The following is a 13,199-nucleotide window of genomic DNA, read 5'->3' on the forward strand; positions in this document are numbered from 1 at the left end:
CTTGGACAGATGACCAAAACGACCCACAAGTATGAGATATCTAAAGAATGTGAAGACATTTTGATGAATTCAGTAGATGCACAAGGTCGACCATTTATTATACATAAACTGCACTGTCCAACACCTGTACTGATTACAGACATATCAACCAAATCAAATGACGATGCCACAACAGACATATCAACCAAATCAAATGACGATGCCACAACAGACATATCAACCAAATCAAATGACGATGCCACAACAGACATATCAACCAAATCAAATGACGATGCCACAACAGACATATCAGCCAAATCAAATGACGATGCCACAACAGACATATCAGCCAAATCAAATGACGATGCCACAGCAGACATATCAGCCAAATCAAATGACGATGCCACAACAAATGTTTCAACCACAAATGCAAGCAATGCATGGACAGAGGTTAGAATCGAATATGGAGCAAATGATGAGCCCTTTTGATCAACAGTCAATACCAATAATGGATGATGAACCATTGTTTTCAGATGAGCAGCAGCAAACAGGGGCTTTTGAAGCTTTTACTATGCCAAGATATGCGGATGAAAGCAGTGAGTTATAGTGGATATTATGAAGGAGACAGTGTATTTCGCGCACGTCTCCGTGCTGCATTAAGGGAAGTGGAAGCAAGTTTGCATAAAGTGGAGAAATTGAGAAGTAATGTGTTCATTGTGCATACGGATCGAAAGAAGTATTTATTAAAAGGGTTTTATAATCGGAAAAAATATGAATCACAAAAGCTATTAGTAAGAAAGCTGAAAGAAAACGGTTTTGAACGAACGTATCAGTTTAAAAATATACCTACATTTAAATATGATGGTGATACTTATGCTTGGATTCAATATTTATCATCGTCGAGAGATAAGTTTACCTTTCATTCTAGTGAAAACAGAAAGAAAGGTTTGAAGTTATTGGAGGATTTTCACTCCACTACTAGAAAATTTTATGACAGCATCCCTGTAAACTATTTTAAGCAATTACAAAAATGGCAGGAGCGATTAGAGGAATTTGAGGAAAATAAACGGACGATTGGAAAGTATGTTAATTCATCGTATCTTGAATCTTGGCTTGAGTGGGGAAAACGATCATTAAATGGGTTAGCTAAGTATGAGAGTGAATTATATAGTGAGCCTACATGTATTGTTCATGGGGACGTAGCGCATCATAATTTCTTTTTGAAAAAAGATGGATCATTATATCTCATAGACTTTGATTTAATTAGTAAAGCCCCTCCGAGCATAGATTATTTACAATACTGCAATCGGATAATGCCGCATATAGGGGATAGCTCGGAATTATGGACATATAAGCAATTAAAGTCGTATAAAGACAACCGAGCGTTTTTATATGCTTTATTATTTCCTACGGATATTTTTCGAGAATGGAATAGATTGATTAAGGAAAATTCATTAAGGGATCAAGGTTATATGCATTCGGTTTGGCAATTAAGTGTTGAAGAATGGCCTAAGCGAATTAATATGTATAAAGATATCGCTAAAATGTTATAACTTCTCATGTTATGTATTTTAGAATAATGATAAGAGGAAAATATTAGAGGTGAATTCTTAAAAAAATTAACAAATTTATGACGATAAAATCCACCATTGTATGACAATTTATACAAAGGGTGGATTTTTTTGTATGTACATACTAGAATAAGGTGAGGTTTATCTTTTTGTGAATTTTCTATAATTTAATATGAGAATATTGTTAATATATAATATAAATTTTGTGGATGGTGTTTGTTATGTTTTGGTCAAAGCAAGTTGCAGAAACTAATGAAAAGCAAGAAACAGTACCTTTGCCTGTTATGAATGAACCTGTTAATCGACAACAGCAGGAGATGACAGGTGAATATGAAATGACGAAAGCGTTGTTGTCCTATTCTTTAGCACATACCGAATTAATCTATTATGAGACTAATTTGAAAAATAAACAGGCTGTTGAATTAGCTTCTCAACTTGCTGACGTTAGTAAGGAAACATCAGTCTCTTCTGAAGAAATTTCAGCATCTACTTTAAGGATTAGTAAAGCTATGGAGCAATTATCAATAGGGAAAAATGTGGCTAAATTATCGAATTTCCAGCAAATAGAAGAAGAATTTGAACATTCTATTTCTATGGTAGTAGATAATTCATTACATCTAAGAAAACAAATTGGGCAAATTGATGTTATTACAAATGATATAGCGACGATAGCGACACAGACTAATTTACTTTCGCTAAATGCTTCAATTGAAGCAGCAAGAGCGGGTGAAAGTGGTAGAGGTTTTAATGTTGTGGCACAAGAAGTTCGAAAGCTTTCTGAGCAAACGAAAGAATCGGTAGTGAAAGTAGATGAAGTAGCAAAAAACGTTGAGACTAGCTCAAAAGAAACAGATACGTCTCTGCAGTCATTACAAGAGAAATTGAAGGATTATTTGGGGACTATGTCGGTTGTCGGAAATGCTCTTCAAGAAAATGTTAAGGAAATTGAGCAATCAAATTTTGCAATTCAAGATTTGAACTTTGCTTTGGAAAAGCAAACGGAAACGACTATATCTATGGTGAATATTTCAAATGAATTATTTAACTCTTCTGAATTTAGCGTGGATACAAATAATAATATTATGAATTTATTCAAAATTATGGAGCCGTATATGAAGATTAATGAAAGTCAAGATATAAAGAGTATTTTAGCAGCTAGGTTACATGACCATGCGAATTTTCTAAGAAATATCGTTCGTAATATGGAAACGCTTAAAAGTGTGCCAAATCATCATGACTGTGTATTTGGTAAGTGGTGTGATCAACATAAAGAGAAGTTGGGACAGATTCATTCATTTACTAAATTGTATGATGAACATAAGCAATTACATATGGATGCAAGAGCTTTAGTATCCAATCAGAGCATTCAAAATGTGGAAAAGTTATTAGCTACTTCTGAAAGTTTATTAGAATCGTTTATGAATTTAAGTAAGGATGCAAGGAAGATATCACTATAGTTTGTAATACTAGTAAATGATAAAAATTGAATGATGCACGCAGGAAGATAAGAAGCTAATTTATACTATGTCATATAAGTTGGCTTCTTAACTGTGGAATTGATAATTTAAAGAAAATTTTATGGCTTATTAGAAAGGGATTTGTCGTGAAAGATAGAATTTTGAAATAATACTGATATGAACAGTATTTTACGAATGAAGGGGTGGAAGTTGTTGTTTTGGAAAAAGAATAATACATCCGAAAATGATATTGAAAAGGTAGAGAAAGAGTTAAAGCAAGTTACAGAACTTCCTTATTTAAAGGAATTAATCAATTTAAAAGGTGAAAATGAAATGACAAAGGCTTTGTTAGCCTATTCGATTGCGCATACAGAATTAATTTATTTAGAATCAAATTTTAAAAATGAGCAGGCTGTTGCTTTAGCTTCAGAGTTAAATACTGTTAGTCAAGAAACTTTAGCCTCATCAGAAGAAATTTCAGCATCCTCTACTAGAATTAGTGAAGTGATGGAGCAATTAACTATTAGAAAGAATGTATCTGAGTTCGCACATTTTCAGAAATTAGAAGATGAATTTCAAGAATCCATTTCAAGTGTTGTGCAAAACTCAGCTCATTTGCGGCAAGAAATTACTCATATTGACAGTATAACAAGTGATATAGCGACTATTGCTACACAGACGAATTTACTATCCTTAAATGCTTCAATAGAAGCAGCTAGGGCCGGAGAAAGCGGTAGAGGCTTTGATGTAGTGGCTAAGGAAGTTCGTAAACTTTCAGAACAAACGAAGGATTCTGTTGTGAAAGTTGGAGAGGTAGCTAAAAATGTTGAAAGTAGCTCGCGAGATGCCGATCGTTCACTGCATTCTCTTCAAGAAAAGTTAAGTAATTATATGGAGTCGATGTCTGGCGTAGGAGAAGCTCTAAAAGAAAATGTAATAGAAATTGAGCAAACAAACCTAGCGGCGCTTCAAGAGCTAAATTCAGCATTAGCGAAACAAACTGAAACGTCTAGTTCAATTGTGGATATTTCAAACCAGCTCTATGAATCATCAAAAATCGGTGGAATACCAACTGAAACAATCACTAATTTATATACAATTATGGTGCCGTTTATTAAATTGTATGAAGAGGAGGATATGATGAGTATTCTCGCAGCTAGGCTTAATGATCATGCGAATTTTTTGAGAAATATTACTCAAAATATTAGTACTTTGACTTCAGTTGCTAATCATCATGAATGTAAATTTGGTATATGGTGTGATACAAATAAAGAAAAATTAGAACAAGCACGATCTTTTTCCAAACTCTATAATGAGCATAGGCAATTTCATATGGATGCGAATCAATTGGTAAGAGATAAAACAATTATAAATGTTGAGAAGCTGCTAGCATCTTCTGAAAGAGTGTTGGAAGCGTTCATGAATATGAGTAAAGAAATAAAAAATATAAAATTATAGTATCTATTTAAGTATACTAGTGTAACGATACTCATTTTTTAGCAATATGGATAGAATTCATGAATATGGGAATGATACAGATGATGAATAAATCAAATCGCTAAACCTTGAGGTGACAACATGTATAAAAGGCGTATTAGTAAAAAGATTTATTTTACTTTTTTATTAAGTATCATTATTGTATTTTTCCTTTCAGCATGGGATTCTCATGATCAGCCTACACTTTATACGAATGATATAAAAAAAGTGATTTTGCAAACAATCTATTTTGATGGTGAAAAGAGTGAGGAAGTACTATTCAGAGAAGGTTTATCAGTTGAAGAAATTGTTTCGGAATTCAAAGCTTGGCAGCTGGTTGTGCAAACGGATAAAGAACTTGTTCTTCAAAAATATACAAATGATATTTCTCCATTGCTAAAGGCGAATGGTTACTTTGGTATAACGGAAGATGGAACGTTATCAATCTTTAATGGAAAACCAACACAGTCAGATGTTATTCAATCTTTCTTTCATATCGATGTCGAAATGCTAGAAGCCAAAACGCATCATGATCTTGTAGAAGGAATTAGAGTAAAAGATAAGAAACAGTACGAGTCAGTTTTAGAAACGTTTGAGCCGTATATGGAATAAATGCATCTTCAAAGCGTAAAGAGGCGTCCTAAAAGTGATTGAAAATCGCTTTTGGGGCAGCCTCCATTTTTATTTATAAACATCTATAAACTATGATAAAATGATTTACAGTAAACGATAGGAGAGAGCGAGAATTGTATGATTATATAAAAGGAACGGTTGAATTCATTGCACCGCAATATATCGTTGTGGAAAATAGGGGGATCGGGTATCGTATTATGACACCTAATCCTTTTGTTTTTTCTGTGAATGGTGAAGAGCAATTGATTCATACTTATCATTATGTAAGAGAAGATTTAATTGCTTTGTATGGATTTAGAACGCGTGAAGAAAAAGGTCTTTTTGAGAAATTACTAAATGTAACAGGTATTGGTCCGAAGGGGGCTCTTGCTATTCTTGCTTCTGGGCAAGTAGAACAAGTGGTTCAAGCCATTGAAAATGAGGATGATAAATTCCTTGTTAAATTCCCGGGTGTGGGAAAGAAAACGGCTAGCCAAATGATTCTTGATTTAAAAGGTAAGCTAGAAAATATTGTACCTGATTATTTCCCTAACCTGTTTAATGAGGGAGTAGTAGCGTCTTCCACTTCTAATGATCAGCTTGAAGAAGCGATGGAAGCGTTGAAAGCTCTTGGTTATTCGGATAGAGAAATTACAAAAGTAAGTAAAACATTGCAAAAAGAAAGCAAAACAACAGAAGAATATATTAAAATGGCATTACAGTTGCTTTTAAAATAGGAGGTGGGAAGTATGGATGAGCGCATTGTTCAGTCTGAAGCAGAATCAGAAGAACTTTCTTTTGAATCGAGCTTACGTCCGCAACAACTGCATCAGTATATCGGACAAAGTAAGGTAAAAGAGAATCTACAAGTTTTTATCGAAGCAGCAAGGATGAGACAAGAAACGCTTGATCATGTTCTTCTTTACGGTCCTCCAGGTTTAGGAAAAACAACGCTGGCAGCAATTATTGCTAATGAAATGGGTGTCAATATCCGTACCACATCAGGTCCAGCAATCGAAAGGCCTGGTGATTTAGCTGCTATTCTTACAGCGTTGGAGCCAGGTGATGTTTTATTTATAGATGAAATTCATCGACTACCAAGAACGGTGGAGGAAGTTTTATACCCAGCAATGGAAGATTATTGTTTAGATATTGTGATAGGGAAAGGTCCACAAGCAAGAAGTGTACGCCTTGATTTACCACCTTTCACATTGGTTGGAGCAACAACACGTGCAGGTTCTCTATCTGCTCCATTAAGAGATCGCTTTGGTGTGTTAAGTCGTTTAGAATATTACACAGAAGAGCAACTAAAAGACATTGTTGTTCGGACAGCACAAATATTACAAACCGATTTAGAAGATGTTGCTGCGCTTGAAATTGCTCGAAGGTCTAGAGGGACACCGAGAATTGCCAATCGCTTGCTTCGTCGTGTGCGTGATTTTGCACAAGTAAAAGGAACTGGTGACGTAACTGTTGAATTAGCTCATTATTCACTTGAGCTTATGCAAGTAGACCGATTAGGCTTAGACCATATTGATCATAAGTTGTTAAAAGGTATTATTGAGAAATTTCGAGGTGGCCCAGTTGGTGTAGAAACTATTGCGGCAAGTATTGGTGAAGAGTCTTCAACAATTGAGGATGTTTATGAACCGTATCTTCTGCAAATCGGTTTTTTACAACGGACGCCAAGAGGAAGAATAGCTACAGCAAGTGCTTACGAGCATTTCGGTATGGAGGTACCACCTTTATGAGTTCGCTGCCGAAGGTACTCATGATTATCGGAGGTGTTCTGCTTGTACTTGGCTTTTTGATGCAATTCATTAAGTTAGGTAAGCTACCAGGAGATATTATCATAAAAAAAGAAAATGCAACTTTTTATTTTCCAGTTGTAACGTGTATTCTAGTAAGTGTAGTTTTATCAGCGATCTTTTATATTATTGGTAAATTTAGATAAAAATAATGGTATTGGTTAAAAATAATAACAGTAGATGAAAACAGGATGTGACAAAGTTGAAGGTCGATTTATTTGACTTCCATTTACCAGAGGAATTGATTGCTCAAACGCCTTTGAAAAATAGAGAAGCTAGCCGTTTAATGGTATTGAATAAGGAAACAGGAGAAACAACTGACGAGGTATTTAGTGATATTACGAAGCATTTAAAACCAGGTGATTGCCTTGTTTTGAATGATACGAAGGTTTTGCCGGCACGTCTTTTTGGTTTGAAAGAAGACACAGGGGCAAAAGTGGAAATGCTTCTTTTGAAGCAAGATGAAGAAGATGTATGGGAAGTACTTGTGAAACCTGCTAAACGTGTTAAAGTAGGAACAACTGTTATTTTTGGTGATGGTGCTTTACGTGCTACTTGCTTGGATGAGCTTGAACAAGGTGGACGTATTGTCAAGTTTGACTATGATGGTGTATTTTATGAAGTGTTAGATCAACTTGGCACTATGCCGTTACCTCCATATATTAAAGAGCAGTTGGCTGAACAAGATCGCTATCAAACTGTTTATGCGAAAGAACGTGGATCTGCTGCTGCACCTACTGCAGGCTTACATTTTACGGACCGTTTATTAGATGAAGTACGTGCAATGGGTGTACATGTGACATTTATCACGTTGCATGTGGGACTCGGGACATTCCGCCCTGTTAGTGTAGATGATGTTGGTGATCATGATATGCATGCGGAATATTATCACATGACAGAGGAAACGGCTCAGCTTTTAAATCAAGTGAAAGCGGATGGTGGGCGCATTATTACAGTTGGTACAACATCTACAAGAACATTAGAAACCATCGCTAGTCGACATGATGGCGTGTTCAAAGCAGAAAGTGGTTGGACGAGTATTTTTATTTTCCCAGGATATGAGTTTAAAGCAATTGATGCGATGATTACGAACTTTCATTTACCAAAATCGACATTAATGATGTTAATCAGTGCTTTAGCAGGACGTGAGCATGTGTTAGCAGCTTATAAACAAGCAGTTGAGAAAGAATATAGATTCTTTAGCTTTGGCGATGCAATGTTTATTCTTTGAGTAAGCGAAAAAGAAAGGAAGAAACAAATTTGACAGCAATACGCTATGAATTGATTAAAACATGTAAGCAGACTGGAGCAAGGCTTGGAAGAGTGCATACACCGCATGGTTCATTTGATACACCATGCTTTATGCCAGTAGGTACTTTAGCAACAGTTAAAACAATGTCACCTGAAGATTTAAAAGAATTAGGGGCAGGGATTATTTTAAGTAATACGTATCATTTATGGTTACGCCCTGGACATGACATAATTAAAGAAGCTGGTGGGCTTCATAAATTTATGAATTGGGACCGTGCTATTCTTACCGATTCAGGTGGTTTCCAAGTATTCAGTTTAAGTGACTTCCGTAAAATTGAAGAGGAAGGCGTTCATTTCCGTAATCACTTAAATGGAGATAAATTATTCTTATCTCCTGAGAAAGCGATGGAGATTCAAAACGCTTTAGGCTCAGATATTATGATGGCTTTCGATGAATGTCCTCCATTCCCAGCGACTTTCGATTATATGAAAAAGTCTGTAGAAAGAACATCTCGTTGGGCTGAGCGTTGCCTAAAAGCTCATGCACGCCCAAATGATCAAGGTTTATTTGGTATTGTTCAAGGTGGAGAGTTTGAAGAACTGCGTAAGCAAAGTGCAAGAGATTTAGTATCTTTAGACTTCCCAGGCTATGCAATTGGTGGTCTTTCAGTAGGAGAGCCTAAAGATATTATGAATAGGATGCTTGAATATACAACACCGTTATTGCCAAGAGATAAGCCGCGTTATTTAATGGGTGTTGGTTCTCCTGATTCACTAGTTGATGGTGCTCTTCGTGGAATTGATATGTTTGATTGTGTTTTACCGACTAGAATTGCACGAAATGGGACATTAATGACTAGTAATGGACGATTAGTTGTTAAGAATGCTAAGTTTGCTCGTGATTTCGGACCGATTGACGAGAATTGTAATTGTCATGTGTGTCGAAACTATAGTAGAGCATACATTCGTCACTTAATACGATGTGACGAAACTTTCGGAATTCGATTAACTACTTATCATAATCTATATTTTCTGTTAAACTTAATGAAGCAAGTCCGACAAGCGATTATGGATGATCGACTTGGTGACTTCAAAGAAGAGTTTTTCGAACAATATGGTTTCAATAAGCCGAATGCGAAGAATTTCTAACAATACTAAAATAAATCAAAAATGAAAGGAGTGAATATAATGGAAATGTTAGCAACAATTGGTCCTTTATTGTTAATGTTCGTGTTGTTCTACTTCTTATTAATTCGTCCTCAACAAAAGAGGCAAAAAGCAGTAGCATCTATGCAAAACGAACTTCAAAAAGGTGACAAAATCGTTACAATCGGTGGCTTACACGGTTTCGTGGATGCAATCGATGAGAGCACAGTTGTTATTAAATGTGGTGATGGTAGCCGTCTTACATACGACCGCGCAGCAATTCGTGATGTAGTAGAGAAAGCAAAAGCTACAGTTTAATTTTATTTTAATAAAAAAAGCTATTTCGATTATTCGAGATAGCTTTTTTTGTTCGTTATTTTTCGGAAGGCCCTCCGGAAAGATTAACTCCTAAAACTCCACCCATCATACACGTTAGAATATAGCATAGTGATTGTATCCATTCTCTCGTTGTAAAAGCAGAATCATGACCAAGGTACTGAAACAGCAAGAGAATAAGCGTGTATAATAAACCAGTTCCTCCACCAAGCATCCAACCTTGCTTCTTACCTTTTCCTCCAGAGATTACTCCACCAATAAAAATTGAAATAAATGATAGGATTAAAATCATATAAGAAAGAGAAGATTCGGTTAGAGAAGTAAAACGTAAAAGAAGTGAGAATATCAAGCTGAAAATAACCGCAAAAACAAAAATGCTAATGGTGCCATATATTATAGCTGATCCTAACTTTCTCGTTTCCATAGTATGCTCCTTTCGTCAGTAGACAGACTTTAGTACAAGCATATGAAGTATGCATAATAATTAGAACATGTAGGGAAACTAATGTTTTAAAGCAAAGTAAGTGGTTAGATATATTAAGAAACAAGGTGAAAGCTACAATGGAATCATTATTGTATATTGGTTTGCGAACAATCATTATGTTCTTTATTCTTTTTTTGATATTTAGAGTAATGGGTAAGCGGGAAATCGGCGAATTAAGTGTATTAGATTTAGTGATATTCATGATGATTGCGGAAACGGGTGTCGTTGCTATAGTTGATTTAGAAATTAGTATGTTTGAAGCTCTCGTTCCAATGGTATTGTTGCTTGGTATTCAGATAACGATTGCTTTTATTTCGTTAAAGAGTAAAAAACTACGTGAAATTTTGGAAGGAAAACCGACAATTATTATTCATAATGGAAAAATAGATGAAAGAGCTATGAAAAAAGAACGTTATAATTTTGACGATTTATTACAACAATTACGAGCTCGAGATGTATTTGATTTGAATGAGGTTGAATTCGCTATCCTTGAAACTTCAGGAGATTTGACAGTAATGAAAAAGTCGAAACAACTAGATGAAGCGCAGGTGACTTTTCCATTACCGCTTATTTTGGATGGTGAAATTCAACCTCGACATTTACAACAAATCAATCAAACGAACGATTGGTTGCTGGAGCAATTACGTGAACGTGGATATGATTCTGTTCATGATATTTCATTTTGTATGATACATAATGGAAAATTTTATATAGATGAAAAAGATTATTGATGTTTATTTCTTTTTAAAAGGTACTATAAGCATTATTTCATTTTTTGATATTATTTTAAAACTCAAAGCTAATGCGATGAAACATATGCCAGTTACGAGGATTGATATGTACAAAGATGCGGGAATCGTTAAGTATTGGTAGCAAATATGACCAATCCAACCGGAAATAAAGGTTACAATAACCGTAAGAACATAGCTGCGTACTTCTATCGAAAGATTGATTACTTTAGTGATTGTAGCGAAGTGTAAAAATGTTACGAGAACGATACTAGCTGCAAAGCCTATAGCTGTTCCCATGATACCGAATTGAGGTTGTGAAGACAGTGCAAAGATGAATGCTAATTTCACGATAGCTCCTATTAAGCTATTGTACATGGCGGCTTTTGCTAAATTTAAAGCTTGTAATACGGATTGTAAAGGCATTTGATAATAAGAAAAGATAAAAATAGGTGCTAAATAAGTAATGTAAATAGCAGCATTTGTTTTACCGTACATAAGTTGCATAATTGGGTCAGCGAAAACAAAGAGCACGACAAGAGCTAAACATCCAGTTATAAAAGTGATTCTTAATGCTTGATGAAGTCGATGTGTAACCAGGTCATGATTGCCGATAGCGTGAGCTTCACTTACAGCCGGAACAAGAGATGTAGATAAAGCAAAGGTAATAAACGATGGAAGCATGAGTAAAGGTAAGGCAAATCCGGTAAGTTCTCCGTATTGTTGTGTCGCTAATGAGCTTGAAATACCGGCGATTGCTAAGCTTTGTGCAACTACAATTGGTTCTAGAAACCACGCAGCATTGCCGATAAATCGGCTACCGGTTGAAGGTAATGCAATGCTGAACAATTGCTTTAAAGTATCTTTTCCACTAGATACATATTTGAAAAAGTTTTTTCGAACACGGAAATGCTTTTTTAACTTAAAGGAAGTAAGCAAGTATAACAAAGATGCTAGTTCTCCTATTATAGATGCAAACATTGCCGCCGCGGCTGCGTACTCAATCCCATAAGGAAGGAACATTTTTGTCAGGGTAATAATAAGGCCGATACGTACAACTTGTTCAAGAATTTGCGATACGGCAGCGGGCTTCATGTTTTGCTTGCCTTGGAAGTATCCTCGTATTACAGCTGAAACGGCAACAATAGGGATAATTGGTGTGATGGCGATTAACGGCCAGTATATTCTTGGATCAGTAAATAATGTTTTAGATAGCCAAGGTGCAAGCAATAGTAGGGCAGGCGTAAATAATAAAGAAAGTCCAAGTGTAACACTAAGCGATACGACAAGGATTTTTTTATTTTTTTTCATCACCTACTGCATTTGCTTCTGCTACAAATTTTGCAATTGCAATAGGTAGTCCTAATTGAGTAAATGTGATAACTAGAAAGAGGGAAGGAAGTGCCATCATATATAGGCCGACACCTTCTCCTCCAATTACTCTTGCTACAATGATGCGGTTAATAAAGCCTAGAACTCTTGTGATAAATCCGGCAGCAAGCAGTATAAGTGTTCCTTGAAAAAACTTTGACATTTGTTATTACCTGCCTTCTCAAAATTGTTCGAATACTCTACAATAATTTATATGCAGCATAGTGGACAAAGCATGACAGTCATACAATATATTCTTTAATATAAAGGAGAAATGATGAGCAATGGAGATGAGCAACACTTTTGAGCAATATCGCCATACACTACTACCAGCACTGCATAGTAAACTAGAAGAATTTGTTCTGTTAGGTTATAAAGATGTAAGAATAGAGCAGTTATGGGACTATATGAAGGTGAAGAAATGGAAGACAGAAGAAAGTAGAATGCTTCATCAGCTTGTTAATGACATCCTTTCTGTAAGTGTGGGAGAATACATGCACTATGCTACAATGGAGGCATTTAAAGATTCTCAGAGGAATGCTACTAATAGGGACTTAGAATCCTATAAAGATTTATTTGTATAGAGTAAATGTAACAAATAGGGGAGTATAAATGAGTACAAAGGATTTTCATTGTTGTGCGACGTGCAGGCATTTTAAAGTAGAGAAGGATAATCGAAAAATTGCCTATTACTGTTCAAGGCTAGGGTTTGAAACCAAAACTCATTATAAATTTGATTGCTGGAATCCACGGGAAAATATCAAAAAGTTAATGAATAAGACTTAAGTATGTCAATTCAAAGGATTGTCGGTGTTTTTTCATATTATGAATAAATCAAAAATTGACACTGCTTATAATTTAACTCATAATAATGTTGGAGCTTTTTTTGGTAGTTTTGGGATTTTTTCTGAATAATCTGTTAGAATTGGAATTTTGTTAGGAAAATTCAAAAAAGTAAAATTTAGTATAGTGTGTGCCCG

General features: G+C 35.4%; 15 protein-coding genes and 3 pseudogenes. 15 read left to right on the forward strand and 3 right to left on the reverse strand.

Translation table 11 applies throughout. The features are described from left to right. Positions 1–386, reverse strand: a 386-nt coding sequence (locus TX86_RS27680; protein ID WP_439096717.1) for a hypothetical protein, incomplete at its 3' end; no start/stop codon positions are given. Between the two features lie 5 nt (positions 387–391). Here TX86_RS27680 and TX86_RS27115 point away from each other — a divergent pair. The 13 genes and pseudogenes from TX86_RS27115 (at position 392) to yajC (ending at position 9,618) form a co-directional block, all read left to right on the forward strand. Further along, positions 392–586 (forward strand): hypothetical protein, encoded by a 195-nt coding sequence (locus TX86_RS27115; protein ID WP_230203667.1) that lies wholly within the window; start codon positions 392–394, stop codon positions 584–586. Beyond that, entirely contained in the window at positions 576–1,532 is a 957-nt protein-coding gene (locus TX86_RS01710) for a phosphotransferase (protein ID WP_195892848.1), read from the forward strand. The genes TX86_RS27115 and TX86_RS01710 overlap by 11 nt, the downstream gene beginning before the upstream one ends. A 527-nt stretch (positions 1,533–2,059) precedes the next feature. Then, positions 2,060–2,515, forward strand: a pseudogene (locus TX86_RS27685) (methyl-accepting chemotaxis protein); the annotation flags it as partial. A 147-nt stretch (positions 2,516–2,662) separates the two neighbouring features. Continuing rightward, on the forward strand, positions 2,663–3,007 hold the full coding sequence (locus TX86_RS27690; RefSeq protein ID WP_439096835.1) for a CZB domain-containing protein: 345 nt from the start codon (positions 2,663–2,665) through the stop codon (positions 3,005–3,007). A gap of 507 nt (positions 3,008–3,514) precedes the next feature. Further along, positions 3,515–3,982: pseudogene (locus TX86_RS27695) on the forward strand (methyl-accepting chemotaxis protein); the annotation flags it as partial. 165 nt (positions 3,983–4,147) lie between these two features. After that, the gene (locus TX86_RS27700; RefSeq protein ID WP_439096836.1) at positions 4,148–4,465 is read left to right on the forward strand and encodes a CZB domain-containing protein; all 318 of its coding nucleotides are present in this window, start codon (positions 4,148–4,150) and stop codon (positions 4,463–4,465) included. A gap of 120 nt (positions 4,466–4,585) precedes the next feature. After that, positions 4,586–5,095 (forward strand): BofC C-terminal domain-containing protein, encoded by a 510-nt coding sequence (locus tag TX86_RS01725; RefSeq protein WP_042345655.1) that lies wholly within the window; start codon positions 4,586–4,588, stop codon positions 5,093–5,095. A 134-nt stretch (positions 5,096–5,229) separates the two neighbouring features. Beyond that, complete coding sequence (ruvA, locus tag TX86_RS01730; protein ID WP_042345657.1) at positions 5,230–5,832, forward strand: Holliday junction branch migration protein RuvA; 603 nt, start codon at positions 5,230–5,232, stop codon at positions 5,830–5,832. Positions 5,833–5,844: 12 nt separating this feature from the next. Continuing rightward, positions 5,845–6,846, forward strand: a complete 1,002-nt coding sequence (gene ruvB / locus TX86_RS01735) for a Holliday junction branch migration DNA helicase RuvB (RefSeq protein ID WP_042345659.1) — start codon at positions 5,845–5,847, stop codon at positions 6,844–6,846. After that, positions 6,843–7,049, forward strand: a complete 207-nt coding sequence (locus TX86_RS01740) for a DUF2905 domain-containing protein (RefSeq protein ID WP_042345661.1) — start codon at positions 6,843–6,845, stop codon at positions 7,047–7,049. Before ruvB ends, TX86_RS01740 begins: the two co-directional genes overlap by 4 nt. Positions 7,050–7,105: 56 nt before the next feature. Continuing rightward, positions 7,106–8,134, forward strand: a complete 1,029-nt coding sequence (gene queA / locus TX86_RS01745; RefSeq protein WP_042345663.1) for a tRNA preQ1(34) S-adenosylmethionine ribosyltransferase-isomerase QueA — start codon at positions 7,106–7,108, stop codon at positions 8,132–8,134. Positions 8,135–8,163: 29 nt separating this feature from the next. Then, positions 8,164–9,303 carry a tRNA guanosine(34) transglycosylase Tgt gene (gene tgt, locus TX86_RS01750; protein WP_042345666.1) on the forward strand — a complete coding sequence of 380 codons (1,140 nt, stop codon included), beginning with the start codon at positions 8,164–8,166 and terminating at the stop codon, positions 9,301–9,303. A gap of 39 nt (positions 9,304–9,342) precedes the next feature. Then, complete coding sequence (yajC, locus tag TX86_RS01755; RefSeq protein ID WP_042345669.1) at positions 9,343–9,618, forward strand: preprotein translocase subunit YajC; 276 nt, start codon at positions 9,343–9,345, stop codon at positions 9,616–9,618. A 55-nt stretch (positions 9,619–9,673) separates the two neighbouring features. Here the strand turns inward: yajC and TX86_RS01760 are convergent, their stop codons facing one another. After that, positions 9,674–10,060 (reverse strand): TIGR04086 family membrane protein, encoded by a 387-nt coding sequence (locus TX86_RS01760; protein WP_042345670.1) that lies wholly within the window; start codon positions 10,058–10,060, stop codon positions 9,674–9,676. A 137-nt stretch (positions 10,061–10,197) separates the two neighbouring features. Between TX86_RS01760 and TX86_RS01765 the strand changes: the two genes are divergently transcribed. Beyond that, complete coding sequence (locus tag TX86_RS01765) at positions 10,198–10,851, forward strand: DUF421 domain-containing protein (protein ID WP_042345672.1); 654 nt, start codon at positions 10,198–10,200, stop codon at positions 10,849–10,851. 3 nt (positions 10,852–10,854) lie between these two features. Here TX86_RS01765 and spoVB read toward each other — a convergent pair. Further along, positions 10,855–12,382 (reverse strand): annotated as a pseudogene (gene spoVB, locus TX86_RS01770) (stage V sporulation protein B). A 121-nt stretch (positions 12,383–12,503) separates the two neighbouring features. On the opposite strand from spoVB, the gene TX86_RS01775 reads away from it, so the two are divergent. Beyond that, the gene (locus TX86_RS01775) at positions 12,504–12,803 is read left to right on the forward strand and encodes a post-transcriptional regulator (protein ID WP_042345674.1); all 300 of its coding nucleotides are present in this window, start codon (positions 12,504–12,506) and stop codon (positions 12,801–12,803) included. The last annotated feature ends 396 nt before the right edge of the window (positions 12,804–13,199 follow it).

It is taken from the genome of Bacillus massiliigorillae (assembly GCF_000380245.2).
GTDB lineage: Bacteria > Bacillota > Bacilli > Bacillales > DSM-1321 > Bacillus_AD > Bacillus_AD massiliigorillae.